At 57.2% G+C, this 19452-nt stretch carries 12 protein-coding genes; 7 read left to right on the top strand and 5 right to left on the bottom strand.

All coding sequences use genetic code 11. From position 1 onward, the window contains the following. Window positions 1–218 precede the first annotated feature (218 nt). The 7 genes from ACTG36_RS07065 (at window position 219) to ACTG36_RS07035 (ending at window position 10834) form a co-directional block, all read left to right on the top strand. On the top strand, window positions 219–2180 hold the full coding sequence (locus ACTG36_RS07065) for a polysaccharide biosynthesis protein (protein ID WP_439141847.1): 1962 nt from the start codon (window positions 219–221) through the stop codon (window positions 2178–2180). Next, on the top strand, window positions 2180–3052 hold the full coding sequence (gene rfbD / locus ACTG36_RS07060) for a dTDP-4-dehydrorhamnose reductase (RefSeq protein ID WP_439141845.1): 873 nt from the start codon (window positions 2180–2182) through the stop codon (window positions 3050–3052). Before ACTG36_RS07065 ends, rfbD begins: the two co-directional genes overlap by 1 nt. Further along, window positions 3049–3939, top strand: coding sequence for a glucose-1-phosphate thymidylyltransferase RfbA (gene rfbA / locus ACTG36_RS07055; RefSeq protein WP_439141843.1), 891 nt, complete (start codon window positions 3049–3051; stop codon window positions 3937–3939). The genes rfbD and rfbA overlap by 4 nt, the downstream gene beginning before the upstream one ends. Before the next feature lie 240 nt (window positions 3940–4179). After that, a complete protein-coding gene (gene gmd, locus ACTG36_RS07050) occupies window positions 4180–5193 on the top strand; it encodes a GDP-mannose 4,6-dehydratase (RefSeq protein ID WP_439141842.1) in 1014 nt (337 codons plus the stop codon). Beyond that, entirely contained in the window at window positions 5180–7729 is a 2550-nt protein-coding gene (locus ACTG36_RS07045) for a glycosyltransferase (RefSeq protein WP_439141840.1), read from the top strand. The genes gmd and ACTG36_RS07045 overlap by 14 nt, the downstream gene beginning before the upstream one ends. Next, entirely contained in the window at window positions 7726–9309 is a 1584-nt protein-coding gene (locus ACTG36_RS07040; RefSeq protein ID WP_439141838.1) for a hypothetical protein, read from the top strand. Before ACTG36_RS07045 ends, ACTG36_RS07040 begins: the two co-directional genes overlap by 4 nt. Window positions 9310–9421: 112 nt before the next feature. Next, a complete protein-coding gene (locus tag ACTG36_RS07035; protein WP_439141837.1) occupies window positions 9422–10834 on the top strand; it encodes a mannose-1-phosphate guanylyltransferase/mannose-6-phosphate isomerase in 1413 nt (470 codons plus the stop codon). Between the two features lie 111 nt (window positions 10835–10945). Here the strand turns inward: ACTG36_RS07035 and ACTG36_RS07030 are convergent, their stop codons facing one another. The 5 genes from ACTG36_RS07030 to ACTG36_RS07010 all read right to left on the bottom strand — a co-directional run bounded on the left by ACTG36_RS07030 (window position 10946) and on the right by ACTG36_RS07010 (window position 19384). After that, entirely contained in the window at window positions 10946–12016 is a 1071-nt protein-coding gene (locus tag ACTG36_RS07030) for a DUF2793 domain-containing protein (RefSeq protein ID WP_439141835.1), read from the bottom strand. Window positions 12017–12103: 87 nt separating this feature from the next. After that, window positions 12104–13126 (bottom strand): dTDP-glucose 4,6-dehydratase, encoded by a 1023-nt coding sequence (rfbB, locus tag ACTG36_RS07025; RefSeq protein ID WP_439141833.1) that lies wholly within the window; start codon window positions 13124–13126, stop codon window positions 12104–12106. Next, on the bottom strand, window positions 13123–13680 hold the full coding sequence (gene rfbC, locus ACTG36_RS07020) for a dTDP-4-dehydrorhamnose 3,5-epimerase (protein WP_439141923.1): 558 nt from the start codon (window positions 13678–13680) through the stop codon (window positions 13123–13125). The genes rfbB and rfbC overlap by 4 nt, the downstream gene beginning before the upstream one ends. A gap of 120 nt (window positions 13681–13800) precedes the next feature. Further along, window positions 13801–16665, bottom strand: coding sequence for a DUF4214 domain-containing protein (locus ACTG36_RS07015; RefSeq protein WP_439141831.1), 2865 nt, complete (start codon window positions 16663–16665; stop codon window positions 13801–13803). A gap of 130 nt (window positions 16666–16795) precedes the next feature. After that, a complete protein-coding gene (locus tag ACTG36_RS07010; RefSeq protein ID WP_439141921.1) occupies window positions 16796–19384 on the bottom strand; it encodes a DUF4214 domain-containing protein in 2589 nt (862 codons plus the stop codon). Window positions 19385–19452 lie beyond the last annotated feature (68 nt).

Here is a 19452-nt window from a genome sequence, read left to right as displayed (position 1 = left end):
GGTGATGCCCTGCCCCGGTTGCCGAATATTGGCACAGACAAACCCCCATCCGCCCCCGATTGCAACCAAATGGGCCGTGCCTGCCAAGCGGTTGCACGGCGCGGGGCCGCCTCACCTTTGACGTTTACCATAGACTGGCTTATGGTGTTGCGGTGGTGTGTGTTTGACCGGTTGGCCTAAATGACCCGCCCAATGAGTATTGTCGCCCAGGGATCACAATGAACGCAGTGTTAGAGTGGGTTACACGGTTTGCAACGGGTCTGCATCGCATTCAGAAAATGACGATCCTGTTGTTGGTGGACGTGGCCTTGGTACCGCTGTCCTTGTGGCTGACCCTGACCTTTGTTCAACATGAATCGGCCTCCGACATGTTTGCGATGACTGTGCCGTTCTGGGTGCTTGTCTTTGTGATGTCCGTCAGCGGGGGGATATTCTCTCTCTTTTTTGGGCTGCCACGGATCAAACTGAACGCCTTTGAACAAAGCGGAATTCAACGGACCGCCGGATATGCGACCCTAGTGGGGTTGGTGGGGATCGCGGCCAGTCAGGTGCTGTTCGGGCCGGTGAGCCAAGCCAGCGATATGGCCGTGTTTACCATGGTTTTGTTGATTATTTCGGTCAGTACCCGCCTGTTGCTGCGCAACCTGACGATCTGGCTCTACCACCGCGGACAGGTCCGCCAACGGGTGCTGATCTATGGTGCGGGCCAAACCGGCGTGCAGTTGGCGACGGCGCTGTACACAGATGACACTGTGGTGCCCATCGCCTACATTGATGACAACAAGACCTTGCAGAATATCACCGTGGCCGGCTTGCCGGTGCTGTCCCCACTGCGGATTGAGGCGCTGATCTCAGAACTGGCGATTGACCGCGTGGTTTTGGCAATGCCTTCCATCAGCCCGCCCAAACAGGCGCGGATTGCCCGCCGCTTTGAGGACCTTTCGGTTCAGGTGTCGACCCTGCCGTCTTTTGCATCGCTGGTGGGTGAAGGCGGTTTGCTGGACCGAATCCAGCCGGTGAACCCGTCGGACTATCTGGGACGCGACAATCTGGAATGTGATCTGCAAGGCCTGTGCGATATTTATACAGGTCAAACCGTCATGATCACCGGAGCCGGTGGATCGATCGGGTCTGAACTGACGCGCCAGATTTTATCCTGCCGCCCCGCCCGCCTGATCCTGTTTGAAAACAGCGAATACGCCCTGTATCAGTTGAACCATGAACTGGAAGACTTGGGGATCACTGAAAAGGGCGTCGAAATTTGCCCCGTGCTGGGGTCTGTCACAAACGATAAGGCCGTGCGCCGGACGATTGCGAACTATGATGTGGGTATCGTTCTTCATGCCGCCGCCTACAAACACGTCCCGCTGGTTGAGGAAAACCGCCTTGCAGGGCTGCACAACAATGTCATCGGCACCAAAATCGTGGCCGAGGCCGCGCGTGATCTTGGCGTCAGCCATTTTATCCTCGTCTCCACCGACAAGGCGGTGCAACCCACAAGCGTGATGGGGGCCTCGAAACGTCTGGCGGAACTCTTTGTGCAGGATTTGGCCTCGCGGGTTATTGATACCCGATTTGGCATCGTGCGGTTTGGCAATGTTCTGGGGTCGAGCGGGTCCGTCGTGCCGCTGTTTTCCGAACAGATCGCCCGTGGTGGTCCTGTGACCCTCACCCATCAGGAAGTCACTCGGTATTTCATGACCCTGTCCGAGGCCGCCCGTCTTGTTCTGATGGCAGGCAATTACACCGGCATGGATGAAGGACATGGTGATGTGTTCTTGCTGGACATGGGTGACCCCATCCCGATCAAACGGCTCGCCCGTCAGATGATCGAGGCCGCAGGCCACACGGTCTGCGATGCAGCCAACCCCAGCGGCGATATTGAAATCATCATCACCGGCCTGCGCCCCGGTGAAAAGCTGCACGAAGAATTGGTCATGCAAAAACACGCGCAATGGGCGACGCAGCATCCCAAAATCAACCGCGTCGAAGAAGAACGCCTGTCCGAGATCGAGGCCGCGACCGCCTTGCGCGACCTGAACCGCGCGATTGAGACAGACGATGAACAGCTCGCACTCGATGTGATTGACCGCTGGGTTTACCCCTCCTTCAAAGCCCGTGCCGCGCGCAAGATGGCGCAGCCCCGCCGCCCGCTTGAATCCGAGGCTCCATTCACCTGATGCACGTCCTGGTGTTCGGACAGACGGGCCAGGTGGCGCAAGCACTGCAAACCTGTGCCGCAAGCCGCACCGGCGTGACGATCACGGCCCTCTCACGGGCACAGGCGGACCTGTCTGATCCAGACGCATGTGCCGAGGTGATCAACGCCATACGGCCCGATGCCGTCATAAATGCTGCGGCCTACACAGGTGTCGATGCCGCCGAGGCAGACGCCGCCCGCGCCGAAGCAATCAACGCCGCCGCCCCCGGTGCGATGGCGCGCACCTGTGCAACACACGACATCCCCTTTGTCACACTGTCGACGGATTATGTCTTTGACGGGACCGGCAGCGCCCCATGGACGCCCGAGGCCCACCCAAATCCCGCAAATGTCTATGGCCGCACCAAGCGGATGGGCGAAACCGCCGTTCAACAGGCCGGAGGCCGATGGGCCATTGTGCGCACGTCGTGGGTGTTTTCCGAACACGGCCGAAACTTTGTCAAAACAATGCATCGTTTGGCCCAAACCCACGCATCGGTGCGGGTTGTCGATGATCAGGTGGGTGGTCCCACATATGCGGGCGACATTGCAGGCGCCTGCCTGACAATCGCAACCGCATTGGCCGACGATCCTTCAAAGTCAGGGATATATCACTACAGCGGCAGCCCCGATATCAGCTGGGCCGGTTTTGCCCGCACGATCTTTGATCAGGCGAACCTGACCTGCACCGTTGATCCGATCCCCACGTCAGACTATCCGACCCCCGCGGCCCGCCCTCTTAATTCGCGTTTGGAGTGTTCCAAAACCACTGCCATATTCGGCATAGAACGCCCCGCGTGGCGGAGGGCCCTGACGGGCGTTTTGACAGAATTGGAAAAGCCCAGAATATGACCCTTCCTTCTTCCAAACCACGCAAGGGCATTGTTTTGGCCGGCGGCACCGGATCGCGTCTTTATCCGATCACTTTGGGTGTCTCAAAACAGCTTTTGCCGATCTACGACAAACCGATGATCTACTATCCCCTCACGGTGCTGATGCTGGCGGGGATCCGTGACATCGCAATGATCACAACCCCGCAAGACCGCCCGCAGTTCGAACGCACATTGGGCGATGGCAGCCAGTGGGGCATCACGTTGACCTATATCGAACAGGCCAGCCCCGACGGGTTGGCGCAGGCCTATCTTTTGGCAGAGGATTTTCTGGACGGCGCCGCCAGTGCGATGGTTCTGGGCGACAACATCTTTTTTGGCCATGGACTGCGCGATCTGTTGCAGTCGGCCGATCAGGTCACGGAAGGCGGTACAGTCTTTGGCTATCACGTCGTCGATCCCGAACGGTACGGCGTCGTGGCATTTGATGCGCAGGGCCATGCCACGGCAATCGTGGAAAAACCGACGGTGCCGCCGTCGAACTATGCTGTGACGGGTCTCTATTTCCTTGACGGCACCGCATCGGAACGGGCGCGGTCCGTCACACCGTCCGCGCGGGGCGAGTTGGAAATCGCGACGCTTCTGGAAACCTATTTGCATGACGGGCAGCTTCAGGTTCAACAAATGGGCCGTGGATTTGCATGGCTTGATACCGGAACCCACACCAGCCTTCTGGATGCGGGCAATTTTGTGCGCACTCTAAGCAGCCGCCAAGGCCTGCAAACCGGAAGCCCTGATGAGGTCGCCTTTGAACAAGGCTGGATTGATCGCGCCATGTTGACAAAACGGGCCAAGACCTTCGCCAAAAGCACATATGGCGACTACCTTTTGCGGCTGGCAGCAGACTAGGTTCTATGACGTTCCTGTTTTGGTCTGTGTGGTGAGATCGGCACGTCCATAGGACGAGGAAAACAGGTCAGCCAAAACAGAATGTATCGATTTTGTCGCCATTCGGCGGAGGTCTGCCACAGGCTGGCAATGGTCGCGTGCCAAAGGCTTGCAAAACGGGAGCACGCAGGTTACGCGACGGCCAATAAATACAAAAGACCGCGCAGGATGCGCCAGAATATAGAAGGATACGTCGTCGCTATGAAGAAGGCATTCATCACTGGAATCACGGGTCAAGACGGCGCCTATCTCGCGCAATTGCTTCTGGAAAAAGGCTACGAAGTGCACGGTGGTGTCCGCCGAATTTCGCAACCTGAAACCACGCGGCTGGACATCTTGGGCGTCGCGAAAGACGTGCATCTGCATGAATTTGACCTGTCCGAGTCCTACTCGATTTTCCGCACGCTGCGCGACATCCAGCCGGATGAATTTTACAACCTTGCCGCACAATCGTTTGTCGGCGCGTCTTGGGAACTGCCGGTCTACACCGCCGACGTTGACGGCATGGCCGTTGTCCGCATCCTCGACACCCTGCGCACGGTCAGCCCGCACACACGGTTCTATCAGGCGTCCACGTCCGAGATGTTCGGCCTTGTTCAGGAAGTCCCGCAGTCCGAAACGACCCGCCTTTACCCGCGCTCCCCTTACGGGGTGGCCAAGGTCTACGGTCACTACATCACGATGAACTACCGTGAGAGCTTCGACATGCATGCAAGCTCCGGTATTTTGTTCAACCACGAAAGCCCCCTGCGCGGCAAAGAATTCGTGACCCGTAAAATCACCTTGGGTCTGGCGGCTTTGGCCAAAGGCGGCACCGACGCGATTGAACTTGGCAACATGGACGCCAAGCGTGACTGGGGCTTTGCAGGCGATTACGTCGAAGGTATGTGGCGGATGCTGCAGCAGGATGTGGCCGACGATTATGTGCTGGCCACCAACGAAACCACAACGATCCGCGACTTCTTTACCTTTGCGGCCGAAGCCATCGGCATGGATCTTGAATGGTCCGGCGAAGGCGAAGCAGAGACTGCGACCGACAAGAAATCTGGCAAGCTCGTCATGAAAGTGAACCCCAAGTTCTATCGCCCTGCTGAGGTCGATTTGCTGATCGGGGACGCAACAAAAGCCAAAGAAAAGCTCGGTTGGGAACCAACTGTGCGCGTGCGCGAACTGGCTGCAATGATGGCAAAGTCAGACTTTGATGCGTTGGGCTAAGACACCGCTCCGCCACAAGCTTCTGAATTTGAAGGCCCGAACGGCGGGAATTCGCGGAAATGTAGATGGCGAACAAGGCGATGCTTTGTTCGGGTGGGCTCAGCTCTCGGCTGAGCCCACTCGACGTTTGCGGATCGGGCTTTTCGCGCGCGGTGCGATGCTGGCCGAAACCGTTGCAAACATCCACCGTGAAGATCTCGAAGCGGCGGGCATCGGGGACGGACGGCATGCCTTCGCCATTCATCTCGGCGCCAGCATCAAAGAGCTGGTGATCGCAAACGGTGGCCGCGCCGACATCAAGGTTGTGGACCCGAAACCCGTCAAAATCGGCACATGGTCACCGGCTGGGGCGACGGTCGACCGGGACAACCCGCAAAACGGCTATGATGGCAAACGTGATGGCGCAAAACCTGCGCGCAACGATCTTGAAAATGTCCTGTATTCGGACATCGCACAGCTTAAGGCCGCGCTTGACCTGCCCGCATCCAACGTACCGACGCGCGCGCCGTTGCCGGCAACCCATGCCAAACTTTTCGCGCAAACCGATTATATCAATCCGGACCAAACGCTGCCGTCCAAAATGTACGGCTACACCGAATACATCCGCTACCGCGATCGTCTAGATGAAGTTTTCGACACCGCAAACACGCCTGTCGATATCGAACATTTCTACAAACGTTACCTGACGCTTTACAGCGCCATGCGCGGCGGCCTGCGCGTGCCCCTTTCCGCCGAGGTGATCGCGCATCTGAACGAACCCGTGATCTTTGGCGGTGCGGTTGGCCCCTTTAGCCGCATCATGTGGACCATTGCCCTTGAGACGCCGACCTTCACGCAAAACATCCATCTCAAGGACGAAGACTGGTACGATTGGGCGATCTTCTGGTGGGCGCATCTTCAGGTGAAATCACTGCATTGCGAAGACTGCCTTGTGCCCGATTATATGATTGAACGGCTAAAGGCCGTGCCGGAGGACGCTGCATCCGCCGACTTTCCGGTCAGCGAATATATGCGCCGTCTCACGATGGAAGTCCCCGCCTTCGCAACCTTTGACCAAAGCACCACAGCAGGCCGACGTGATCTGACCTGCGCATTTGCAGTGCGCGCCATTTCCCGCCCCGAAACTCTGCGCTATTTGCCGGACGGGACGCTTGACCGTTTGTTTGATGACGACAAGGCCTTCGCCAAATTCGCAGCAAAGCTTGATAATGATCTGTCGGGTTTCACCCGCGCGGACTTCGCCCATGCGATGCGGCATGCAAATTTCGACATTGATGCGATGGAGGGGCTGTTTTTCACCGCCGAAGGCCACCGTGTCGAATGCGCGGCCCTGCCCGCGATTGCTGCATCCGACGATCCGGTCGACGTGCAGGTGATTGGTCCGTTCAAAAAGGCCTCCGGTCTGGGGCAAGCGGTGCGTCTGTCCGCCGAGATGCTTGAGGCGCAAGGCATTTCCGTCAACAAGGTCGATTTCGGCTTGGACAACCCTGCCCCCGAAGGCTTTTCGCGCGCTGAGGCCGTGTCAAATTACCAAGATGCGAAGATCAACATCATCCACCTCAACGGTGAAGCGATCCCGCTGGCCTACGCCTATCAACCTGACGCATTCACCGACAGCTACAACATCGGCTATTTCTTCTGGGAATTGGACAGCCCCGGCGCCTGCCACTACCTGGGTATGGATATGCTCGATGAGATTTGGGTGAGCACCGAATTCGGGGTGAGCATCTTCCAGCCCCACGTGGACATTCCCGTCACCAACGTCGGGATGAGCTTTGAAGACATGCCCGAAATCCAACGCACCGACGCGCGGGCATTTCTGGAAAAGACGGCCAAGGTCGGGCCGGACAGTTTTGTCTTCATGGTCACGTTCGACAGCTTCTCATTCGTGCAACGCAAGAATCCTGTCGGCGTCCTGAAATCCTTCATGGCGGCCTTTCCATCGGACGATCCGGCCTATGCGTCGGTCCGGCTCATCATCAAAACCCAAAACCGCACGAAGGTGGCGGATACTGCACAGCTGAAAGTCTGGGGCGACATCGACCGTCTGATCAAGAAAGACAGCCGCATCGTGCTGATCAACGAAACCCTGCCCTATAAGGACCTGTTGCGTCTGAAAAAGGGGTCGGATGCCTATATCTCACTGCATCGGTCCGAAGGTTGGGGCTTTGGCCTGATTGAGGCCATGAACCTTGGCGTGCCCGTCGTTACAACGGCCTATTCCGGCAATATGGATTTCTGTTCGCCCGATACATGCTGGCTGGTTGACTACGATCTTGTTGAGTTGGGACCCCACGACTACATTTTCGTGCGCGAAGGCCAACACTGGGCCGAACCCGACCTAAAGGACACGGTGCGCGCCCTACGTGAGGTTTTTGCCGATCCGACAGAGCGTGCCCGCCGTGTCGCGGCGGCCCACGACAAGATCAACCGTGAGTTTTCGACGAACCCGATTGCCAAAAGATACGGCAACCGGATTAATGAGATCCAAAGCAAGATCGCAGCGTCAATGACGAACGCGCAAGGAGCATCATGATGGATGCGTCGAAGGTGGATATAGACGGCTCTGAACTCTCCCTTCAGCCGACCATAGGGATCAGCTGGCCGGGCTGCGGACAGGACCTTTTGCGCGCGCTTCTTGACCGCTACGTCCAACTGGCCAATGACGCGGCCGGTATCACGGACCATGCCCCCGTCCCGTTTGAAGTGTCGGACGCCATGGCCCCGCAAATCGACGGTGCCAGATACATCGTCCAAACGGGCCCCTATGCTGATACTGTTATTCCGCTGTTTGAAGAGGCCGTTCAACACGGCACGCCGGATACAGCCGCAGGCTTCCGCCAGATCGCCTCAACCTCCTACACGGGGTATCTTAAATTTCGGCGCAGATGGATCGATTCCCCATTTGCCCGTTCGGGCCTCGTTCTCAAGCTGCATTTGGCTGACCTCATGGATGCCCCCGCCCTGACATTGGGCCTTGCGATCAGGCACCTTGGCCCTTCCCATACCGTCAACGAAGCCCTGATCGACGAGACGATCAAGCAGGTCCCCGTCGACGGTGCCTTGCGTTCGAACGTCGGGCTGCCCCCCGCAAACGACGACGCGTTGAAGACATTCCGCCACTATGACGAAGAAATTTTCGGTGCAATTTCGCGCATAAAGCTGCGCCGCGAAGATGTGTTTCAGTGCTTCGACGATATTTTAGGACATCCCCCGATTGAGGAAAATGTCATCCACCTGCAGCGGTTCGCATCACCCGAATGGTTGATCGACCACCTGAAACAAAGTCGCGAATACAAGATGAAGTTTGGCGGTGCCAATGGGGCCAGCAGCCCAGCACCGTCCAAACCCGCAGCGCCAGCCCCCGTCGCCCAAAGCGCACCGGTAGAGCCTGCCAAAAAGGATGGTCCAACCGTCCTTGTGCATCTGCACATTCCCAAAACCGCAGGGACCAGCCTGAACGGCAAGTTGATGCAAGGCCATCCCGTCAGCACCCGCGTGACAGCCGTTGACGATATTCCGAACAACAAACTGAAAAACATGTCCGCCGAAGACCGGGCCAATGTCAGGGTCATCGCCGGCCATTGTGTTTACGGCCTGCATGACCTCCTCCCCAATCCGTGCCTGTACATCTGCGTCTTACGCAAACCGCAAGAACGTCTGTTCAGCTTTTACCGGTTCATTCAACGGTCCACGGATCATCCCAACCACGCTTGGGCGATTGCCAACGCACCGACCTTTGGCGCATTTTTGCGCAACATCGGTGAGATGAAGAACCTGCAAAGCGAAATGGACAACGGTCAGGTTCGGCGCATTTCAGGATTTATGGGCGTTGCGGAACTGAGCCAACCGGTCTTTGAACATGCCGTTCGACATCTTCTGGCCGAGAACATGGTCTTTGGCCTGACCGAACATTTTGGCGACTTCCTCCACGATCTGGCGACCCGTGACCTGATTGTCGACAGCACCGAAATTTTTGCCAATGTGGGTACCGGACCGTCCGACTTTCAGGCAGAGCTTGCCAAGCTGTCCGCCGATGAAACCGACGTTCTCAAACGCTACACGATGTGGGACCAACGGTTGTACAACATCGCGCAATCATGGATCGGGATCTGACCAAATTCTGACAAATCTGCAGGATCGAACTTCTGCTCAGAAGATGCTTTACTAGAGTTGGCCTGGATAATGCCCCAAACGAAGCGAAACGTTTAATACTAGGATATACGATATGATTTTTCCCGTTCTTCTTTGTGGTGGTTCAGGAACCCGTCTTTGGCCCCTGTCCCGCAAAAGTTATCCCAAGCAATTTACTGATTTAGTTGGCGACGAAAGCCTGTTTCAGACATCCGCACGTCGGTTCGTTGGTGAAGGTTTCGCAGACCCGCTTGTGGTGACCGGTGACCCGTTCCGCTTTATCGTCAGTGAACAGCTGGACGACATCAACGTAACCCCCGCAGGCATCATGATCGAACCGGACGGCCGCAACACCGCAGCGGCTGCGGCGGCCTCGGCGTTGTTTGTGATGGCGAAAGACCCCGACGCTTTGATGCTGCTGGTGCCCACAGATCACGCGGTCGCACACCCTGATATCTTCCGCGCCGCCGTAGAAGACGGTCAGGCGGCAGCCCTTGCAGGCGACATCGTGACCTTCGGTATCGTGCCGACCCGTGCCGAAACCGGCTACGGCTGGCTTGAAACCGGCGAAGAATCGGCAGACCGCGTCTTCAAACTCCAGCGGTTTTTGGAGAAACCGGACAAGGACCGCGCAGAGGAGCTTTTGGCCGACGGCCGCTACCTTTGGAATGCAGGTGTGTTTCTGGCGAAGGCCTCCGTGTTGATTGACGCGTTCAAACAGCATGCACCGGATATTTTGGCGGATGTGCAGGCGTCTCTCGAAAACGCAAAACCGGACCTTGGCTTCATCCGCATTGATCCGATCAAATGGGCCAACGTGCGCGAAGAGTCGATCGACTACGCTGTAATGGAACCGGCCACCAACCTGTCCGCCGTGCGCTTTGACGGCCATTGGACCGATCTGGGTGGCTGGGAGGCCGTCTGGCTTGAGACTGACAAAGACGACGCCGGCAACGCGCTGTCCACGAACACCACCGCCTTTGATTGTGAAAACTCTTTGCTGCGCTCCGAAAGCGATGGCATCGAATTGGTCGGTATCGGGCTGAAAAACACCGTCGCCGTCGCCATGCACGACGCTGTCATGGTCGCCGATATGTCAGACAGCCAAAACGTCAAAAAAGCGGTGACCGTTCTGCGCGAACGAGGCGCCAAACAGGCGGATCAACTGCCCGTCGACCACCGTCCGTGGGGATGGTTGGAAACTCTTGTTCTGGGGGAGCGGTTTCAGGTAAAACGTATCCACGTCAATCCAGGGGCCGCACTCTCACTGCAAAGCCACGTTCACCGCTCTGAACATTGGATCGTTGTACAAGGCACCGCGAAAGTGACCGTCGACGAAGAGGTCAAACTCGTGACGGAAAATCAGTCCGTCTATATCCCGCTGGGCGCTGTGCACCGGATGGAGAACCCAGGCAAGCTGCCGATGATCCTTATTGAGGTTCAGACCGGCAGCTATTTGGGCGAAGACGATATCATCCGCTACGAGGACGTATACGCCCGCAATTAACGGGTTTTTGACCCCATTATTCGGCAGGCTCCCTTCGGTCTTCCAAACCTTCGGGGCGGCTTTCAGGGCCGCTTCAACCGAGCTGACATCAGGGTGTCAGCCCGTTTTCGTTCAGAACCAACGGCCAATCGCCAGCAGGCTGATCAATCGCCCTGTGGTGGACTGATACGACATCGCGCAAGCGCTCGCGCTGTTCACTGCTGTCGACCCGGGTACGGTCCAATAGCTTACTGCATCGTCCTGCCGACCCTGTGACAAAGCAGGCGGCTGGTAAAAGGCTACCGGAAACGTCCAGTTGACCTCGGCAGACCGGAAAATCGCGCCAGCCGCAATTGTCACATCAACAGTGAACTCAGGGCTCCAGCAGATTTGGGTCCCATCAGCAAAGCGGACATATTGGCCATCGGCATTGGCGCCCCGTTCAATCGCCGCACCCGTCGGTGTTCCACCGGTTTGAGACACCGCGCCAAGAAGCGTGCCAGGCCCATAGGTGTTTTCCGCAAGGGCGAGTTTTCCGCCCGTCGTATCTGTTGGCCCCGACTGAACAGCGGCCCCGCTGATCGACCCCGTTGCTCCATCAAAGCTGACCGCAGTGGTCCAGTTGGACCCGTCGTCCGAAACCTTGATCGAAAACGCATCATTGCCCGATGTGCCCATCTCAGCGCGGCCCGAAAATCCTGTCTGGAACAGCAAACTGGCCGTGTCTGCGGGCAAGGCTTTGTTCACCTTCACCTGATGCCCTGCACCATCATGGGTCAACAAGGTGGCCGGTGCTGCAACGCTCAGGCGGTTGGTCGTATCTGCGGTGGCGTTCAGCCCCAGAACATCAGGCATCGCGTCTGCGGCGCTTTCCACCCATGTTGATCCGTCAAACCGAATGGTGACGTCCCCCTCAAGACTGAAGGCAGCCCATCCTTCCTGTGGGGTCACTCCGTGCCAGCCGGAGCCGTCCCACAAAACGATCTGGCCATCAGACCCCGACCAATCGCCCTGCGCGGCGTTCGGGACGACAAACCGTTCACCTCGGTTCGGCGCGGACGGCGGTGTCGACGCGGTATGACTTTGCACCGCCAGTTGGGTGACAATCTCCAACTTGGAAATTGCCTCGTTGTGGGTGACATGTTTCTGGGCTTGGGCGGGCTGGATATACGGCAAGCCCAAGACGGGCGAAGTTTCGGACATGGGGCGATCTCCTGACAATCTACGCCAGAAGATAGGAATCCATCCTTAACAAATCGAAAGACGGCCGTTCGCTCGCGGCGCAACACCCTAGCGGGTGGTGCCCCGCCCCAGCCGGACACCAACACCGTCACGCTCCAAAAGGGCTTCCCACCATGAACGGTGGTCCAGATACCATTGCACCGTCTGCCGGACCCCTTGAGTGATCTGCACTGATGGCCGCCAGCCAAGATCATCGCGAATCCGCGTCGGATCAATCGCATACCGCATATCGTGACCCGGCCTGTCCTCCACGAAGGTGATCAAATCACCATAGGGCGCATCGGAGGGATGCAAATCATCCAGCTGTCCGCAAATCATCCGGACCAAATCGATGTTCGCGACCTCATTCTCTCCGCCGATGTTATAACTCTGCCCGATCTGCCCCGTCTCCAGAACACACAGCAAGGCGTCGGCGTGGTCCTCCACATGCAGCCAATCCCGCACATTCGCACCGGTTCCGTAAACGGGGATCGGACGGCCCGCCAAGGCGTTCAGAATGACTGTCGGGATCAGCTTTTCGGGAAACTGATACGGCCCGTAGTTGTTTGAACAATTGGTCACGATCACGGGCAAATCATAGGTCGTGTGCCACGCCCGCGCCAAATGATCGGACGCCGCTTTTGATGCCGAATACGGGCTGCGCGGATCGTAAGGACTGGTTTCGGTGAACAGCCCCGTGGCCCCCAAAGATCCGAAAACCTCGTCGGTGGAAACATGCAAAACCGTGCACCCCTGCGTCCGTGCGGCCTCAAGCACGTTGAATGTGCCCAGAATATTCGTGGTCAAAAACGTCTCCGGCCCATCAATGGACCTGTCGACGTGGGATTCCGCGGCGAGATGCAGAACCGCATCGGGCTGGTGCCGTTTGAACACCGCCGCCAAGGCCGCCCCGTCGCGGATATCCATCTGTTCAAACCGGTAGGCCGCGCTGTCGGCAACACTTGATACATTGTCCAGACAGGCGGCGTAGGTCAGACAATCGACGTTCACAACCTCATGCCCGCGCGCAATTGCCAACCGCACGACAGCAGACCCGATAAAGCCTGCCCCCCCTGTCACCAACAGTTTCATAGCAGCCCCTCAAACGGGCTTGCTACGTCTGCAAAACGGGGAGCGTTAGCGTCCTTGTCTGACACCACAGGCCTGCGCCCCTCAAGCGGCCATTCGATGCCCAGACTGTCCCACGCCACGGCGCCATCTGCTTCGGGTGCATAGGCAGCCGAGCATTTATAAAGAACTTCGGTCATAGGCTCCAACGTGATGAAACCGTGCAAAAACCCTTCGGGCACATAAAGCTGGCGCCCGTTTTGCGCGGTCAATTCACATCCGAACCACGCGCCGTAGGTGCTGCTGCCTGCCCTGAAATCGACGACGACATCCCAAATGGCACCGCGTCCGCACCTGACCAACTTGGCCTGACCATGGGGCGGCGCCTGATAATGCATCCCGCGCACTGTGCCCACCTGTTCGGACAGCGAATGGTTGTCTTGGACAAAGATGTCCTCAATCCCTGCTGCGTGAAACACCGCCTGATTGTAGACTTCGCTGAAAAACCCGCGACCATCGGAAAACCGCTCAGGCTCAACCGTCAAAACGCCGTCCAGCTCGGTTGCCTCTACCCTGATTTTTGCCACGTCTTCGCCTGCCCGTTCCATTTCACGCGCGACACTGTGGCAAGACCACAAAATCAAGCGACCTGTTGGTAAAAACCCGCCCGCATGCGGGGCAGGCTCTTGTGATCAACCCTAGATGTCGATGTCAGCAATCTGGATCTGGCCGTCCCGAATGTCATTCAAATCCGTGTCCGCCAAAATGAATTCAAATCCATCGGTTGCGAAAACAACGTCATCCCCACGCTGCGACAAGGCAGACGCTACATCGGTCGCAAGGGCGGTATCGATCAAAATACTGTCCCACAGTTCGAAATCGAGGATCGTCGTCGACCCGTCCTGATCATCCTCGGTGAAGAGGAACACATCCGCAAAGCCGCCGCCGGCAACCAAATTCGTCCCGCTACCAGCCAAGATGTAATCATCTTGTCCGAAGGCGTTGATGAACTCGATCAACGCATCCGTTGTCCGGTTGACGAATTCACGGCTCTCGATGAAGCGTTCAACCACGGTTTCGCGCGGCATTCCGTTGTCCAAATTGTTCAGCCAGCCTGCAAGCCCACCTTCATCGGGCGCGCGCTGCAGCACGTTCAGATACAGCAGTTCAACAAAGTCTTCATTCGTCGTGTCCGAATACAGGTTCTGGAATTCGGGGCCCGCCATGAACCGGCCCGCAACTTCCACAAACGTCATGCCGTTGGCGAAATTGTCCATCCAGCCGAGGAAGCCACCCACATCGGGTTCCCGTCCGAAAATCCCCTCATAAAGACGATACAACCGACCGGCATAAACCGTCGCGTCAGAATCGTTCTCATAAGTCACAAGGTCAGCAGCCGTCAGATTGACATGTTCCTGACTTTCCGAGAACCGGCGCACAACTTCGGCGCGGCTCATGCCGGTGTTGATGTTGTTAACCCAACCATCCAGTCCCGTCTGATCAGGTTCGCGGCCAAGGACGTTTTCATACAGAAGGGTCACGAATTCGATGGTGGACGTCGATCCGTAGGTCACCTCGAATTCGCGGCTTCCGATGAACGCATTCGCCACATCGTCAATCTCGATCTCGCCCGTCAGCAGACGGTTCATCCAGACTTGGTGACCTTCCGTGTCCGGTGTCCGCCCGAAAACCGCATTGTAGATGCGGAAGACCTGCGCGGATACAAAGGTGCCATAGCCGCCGTTGGAATCGCCAAAAATGACATCATTGCCTTGCTGGCCGGACAAAAGATCGTTGCCACCCCCGCCGAACATCAGGTCATTGCCCCGCCCCGCCGCGAGGCCTTCATCTGCATCACGCCCGTTGATCCGGTCATCGCCGTCGCCCGTCACGGCATTCATAATCGAATCTGTATTCTGCAACGCCCAGAATTCAGTATCGACGCGCACCGCGCCATTCACACCCATATCGATGGTCACGTCACCCGTGACGGCAACCATGTTGATTGTGTCGTCGCTGTCGACGCGCTCTTCGCCGCCGATCCGGTTGCGTCCGGCTTCGACCGAGACCAGATCAAGAAAATCGTCCGTAAAATGCCAGACGTCCGATGCGTTTTCGTCGACCGTATCGCCGACAAAGGTCACGTTGACATCATAGACCGTCCCTTGGTCTGCGCCTGCGTCGTTGGCCACACGCACAATCCATTCACCTTCGGAATCCTGCCCGCGCAGCGAAGCAATCCCGTAGGTCCAAACGCCATCGATAATTGCACCTCCGCCATCATCCGTGCGCAACTCGATTTCATCGCCCCACGGCGTGATAAGATGAATATCCAAATCCGCGGCATAAGTGTGATAAAGATCGATCGTCACGTAGACATGTTGGATCAAGATACCATCTTCCACGTTCAGCGTGATATCCGTCGCCGCATTGTCCAAAATCGCGTAATTCGCGCTGTCGACGACTTCGACGAACTCTTGATCTACGGGGTTGGCGTAATTGATTGGCAGGGCGGACCAGATTTCGGCCATGCGCACTGCCGCATAGGCATCGACCGCACCAAAGCCGTAGCTCAGGTTGTAGGTCATCCCGCCACCGTTCCATGTGCCATCCCCGATGGTCACCCACTCACCGGCTTCAAACCCTTCGGCAGTGTCACCCAAAGCCGATCCCGTCATGCTTGCACTCAGCGCGAGGATCATCTGGATATCGGACAGGTTCAGATCGGGGTTTGCCTCAAGCATTAGCGCGATCACACCCGCCGTGACCGGCGTGGCCGCCGATGTTCCGCCAAAGGTGTTGGTGTAATTGTCCGAACTATAGCCCGCACTTCCGGTCAGGTCCGTCGTGACCGATCCCGCGCCCGCGCTGACCAGCAAATTGGCCCCGTAGCTGGAATAGCTGGCCACCGTGCCGTCGGGGTTCAATGCGCCCACACCGATCAGAAAGTGGGAGTTGTTAGACCCGTCACCTTGTGCGTTGCCATAGTTGCCGACTTGCTGTGCACCAGCATTGTTCGCGGAATTTCCGACCGCCTTCACCATGACGGTGCCGAGGCCCCCGCGGCCCGCGATCACCGCATCCCACATCTCTTCTGCTTCACGCCGGCCTTGGCTGAACGGATCACCCAAACTCAATCCCGGATTGAAATCCGTGTTGTACCCGTAGCTTTGGTTGATGATATCGAATTCACCCATGTGGGCGATTGCTTCGTAGGTGTAGCCGTCAAGAAACGCATCGTTCAGGAAATCCACCGACGTGAGGGACGCGTTAAAGGCGACCCCGACCCCGCCAATACCGTTGTTGGACCCCGCGATCAGCCCGCCGACCGACGTGCCGTGTCCGTCAGACGAAGAATTGTTCAACCCGTCATCGCCCGCCATCTGAAGCGACGCGTCATAATTGTCCACGAGGTCTTCGTGATCTGTGTCCATCCCGTCGTCATAAACCGCAACCGTCACGCCTTCGCCGGTGTAATCGGCCCAGATCGTTTCGATGTCGCCAAGCAGGTCAAAGTGCCATTGAGTGTCGTAGAGCGGATCGGTGATGTTTGGGTTAGACATTCAAATTCCTCAACAATTGGACAGATCGAAAAATGATGGATGACGGTCCGGGTATCCAGCCCACCGAACCACTTTTGGATATCGCATGGCATGACAATAACGCAAGAAATCAATCCAAAATACGTTATTTCTAGATTAAAAATGTGTCATTCTGAATATCGGCAATTTCCGTATTCAGCAGCATGATCGATCCACCGTCGTGGTCCAACACAACATCCTCGCCGCGTTGCTCCAAAGCGTCCAAGACATCCTCACTGCTTTGAAAGTCAGCGTTTATCAATTCGATCGAATCCCACATTTCGAAATCGACGATGACGTCATCGCCATGGCCATCCATATCAAACACAAAGACATCGCTGTTGGCGCCACCTTGAAGCAAATCGTCGCCTTCTCCGCCCTCAAGGATATCATCGACACCAAAGTCCTTCATAAAATCAATCAGATCCGGCGTGGTCTTCATAATGAACTCTGCACTGTCGACGAACCGCGACACCACATCGGCGCGGCCCATGCCGGTGTCGAGGTTGTTGATCCATGCCGTCAAACCCTCTGCGTCAGGCGCGCGCCCCAGCACATTTTCATACAGCAATTCGACGAAATCGGCATTTGTCGTGTCCCCGAAAACGAGCGTGAATTCACGGCTGCCGACAAATCGTGAAATGGCATCAAGATAGTCCATCCCATCCAACAGATTTCCGGTCCATGCCGCAAATCCTTCGGCATCAGGCTCCCGCCCCAAAACCGCTTGATAAATTCGAAAGACATTGTCGCCCCAGCTCACTTCGTAGGCCGAAAAGCTGTAGTCGAGAACGTCGAGGCTCATCGCATTCACAAATTCCCGGCTTTCCGAGAACCGCCAGACCACGTCGGCGCGGTCCATGCCATTTTCAAGGTTCCCCACCCAAGCGGCAAAGCCTTCCTCATCCGGCTCACGACCCAGAACGTTCTGGTATAACATCCGCACAAAATCTGCGTCGTTCAACCCGCCGTAGATATTGGAAAACTCGCGACTTCCAACAAATCTGTCTGCGATATCAATGCCGCTCAGCTCTTGATCCAGCAAACGCTGTGTCCAGCTAAAATGTCCCATCTCATCGGCGGCGCGGCCCAAAACCGCCTGATAAAGACGTGCAACGACGGACGCGGCCTCGTCAAAATCGTTGTTTTGCAAGCCCGCGAACACGACGTCGTCGCCCGCACCGCCCACAAGGAAATTGGCCCCGTTTTCGCCGAAAATCTGTTCCGGAAGGATCGGCAAAGGCTCCGTTGCCACATGGGTCACATCAAACAACATCTGATAGGTCAGATCGCTCTGTGAGATATCGTCGCCAGATTGGCTGAAGACCAGCAGGCTTTCGCCCTGAAAAGTAATTTCGATCCCGCCGTCTATGGTTTCAAATTGCAAGGCAGACAGATCATACGCCCGTCCAAGAAACGACAGGTTGATCTGGTCGACCCCCACCTCGAAATCCTCAATGGTGTCTGTCACGCCGTTGTCGTCATAAAAAACAAATGTGTCCGCACCCGTGCCACCAACCAACACATCGGCCCCCGCGCCGTCGATCAGGATGTCATCGCCAGCCCCCCCCTGCAGACGCCCCCCCGCCGAGGGACCTTGCACAAGGTCATCCCCATCGGTCTGTTCGTTTAGCATACCGCGGATATCGGTTTGCACCGTGATGACAGACAGCCCGTCCCATCCTTCGCCCGCCACCACCAACTGCAGGCCGCCGTCACGTTCGACAAATTCCATTGCCGTTATGTCATCAAGCCGCGCGTCCAGCCTGTCCTCCAAGGTGGCCACCGACATCAACCGACCGCTCGGCAGCAATGTGAAAACCGACAGCCCCGAATCCGCCCCTGAAACAGCAATAAACACGCGGCCATCCATTTCGACCGTTTCAAGCAGACCAACACTCTCAAAGCGTGTGTTCAGGTCATCAATGACCTGATCGCGCAACGTCATCTCCCCCCCGTTCAGCGACAGCACACTCAACGAGTTCGACCCCGTAGCCGCCACAATCGCATAGTCAGTGCCGCCAAAACTAACGATATCGATGGCCGTAGGCATCGATATGGCCAGACCATCGCTGGCATCCAGCCGGTCGGTTCTGTCCAGCTCGCCGTTCGATACTTCGAACAGCGTCACGGCGTTGCCCGTGACATCCAAGGTGGCCACATAGGTTTGGCCACCCTGTTCAAAAGACGTCATGCTTGACGTGCCGGAGAATGTCCCGCCTTCCCCCCTTATCTCGGACGACACGGCCACGACCTCCCCCGCACCATCCACGGTCCAAACGCTCAGCGCGCGGTCCCCGTTCGCGATCGACACAAGAAACCCGCCGCCGCCTTCATCTTCGATCCAAAGGGCGTCGCCCAGATCAGGGAAATCCGCCCCGATGGAGGTCAAAGCAGGCTGTCCGCTTCCGCCAATGGCAAAGATATCCACGCCGTCAACGGCCCCGCCCGTCACCGCAAGATAGCTTTCCCCCGCAAAGGTCCATATCGCCAAATCGGCAGACGATGACCGCGCGTCCTCGGTCAATAGACTTGCAAAGTCGCGTCCGGCCAGCCCACCGCCTGCCCATAACCATTCGGTCATGGCACCGAAAGCGCCACCGGACGTGTAAATCACATCATGATCAGGGCCACCCCACATGATATCTGTGATTGTGCCCGGCAGGCTGTCGGCGGATGTCGCCCAAACGCCTTCATACACAAGTTGCAAATCGTGCTCCGAAAATCCAGATACGGTTCGAAGCGGGAAGTGACGGGGGAGGATGCAAT

The organism is Pseudooctadecabacter sp., assembly GCF_965657175.1.
GTDB lineage: Bacteria > Pseudomonadota > Alphaproteobacteria > Rhodobacterales > Rhodobacteraceae > Octadecabacter.
Note: the sequence above shows the minus strand (reverse complement) of the source record. Positions and strands in the feature narration are given on the sequence as shown.

What these genes read in the sequence shown, in the direction of transcription:
- rfbB (WP_439141833.1), bottom strand. Translation starts at nt 13,126, where the DNA reads ATGAAACTGTTGGTGACAGGGGGGGCAGGCTTTATCGGGTCTGCTGTC.
- rfbD (WP_439141845.1), top strand. Translation starts at nt 2,180, where the DNA reads ATGCACGTCCTGGTGTTCGGACAGACGGGCCAGGTGGCGCAAGCACTG.
- ACTG36_RS07045 (WP_439141840.1), top strand. Translation starts at nt 5,180, where the DNA reads ATGCGTTGGGCTAAGACACCGCTCCGCCACAAGCTTCTGAATTTGAAG.
- gmd (WP_439141842.1), top strand. Translation starts at nt 4,180, where the DNA reads ATGAAGAAGGCATTCATCACTGGAATCACGGGTCAAGACGGCGCCTAT.
- ACTG36_RS07040 (WP_439141838.1), top strand. Translation starts at nt 7,726, where the DNA reads ATGATGGATGCGTCGAAGGTGGATATAGACGGCTCTGAACTCTCCCTT.
- ACTG36_RS07035 (WP_439141837.1), top strand. Translation starts at nt 9,422, where the DNA reads ATGATTTTTCCCGTTCTTCTTTGTGGTGGTTCAGGAACCCGTCTTTGG.
- rfbA (WP_439141843.1), top strand. Translation starts at nt 3,049, where the DNA reads ATGACCCTTCCTTCTTCCAAACCACGCAAGGGCATTGTTTTGGCCGGC.
- ACTG36_RS07030 (WP_439141835.1), bottom strand. Translation starts at nt 12,016, where the DNA reads ATGTCCGAAACTTCGCCCGTCTTGGGCTTGCCGTATATCCAGCCCGCC.
- ACTG36_RS07065 (WP_439141847.1), top strand. Translation starts at nt 219, where the DNA reads ATGAACGCAGTGTTAGAGTGGGTTACACGGTTTGCAACGGGTCTGCAT.
- ACTG36_RS07015 (WP_439141831.1), bottom strand. Translation starts at nt 16,665, where the DNA reads ATGTCTAACCCAAACATCACCGATCCGCTCTACGACACTCAATGGCAC.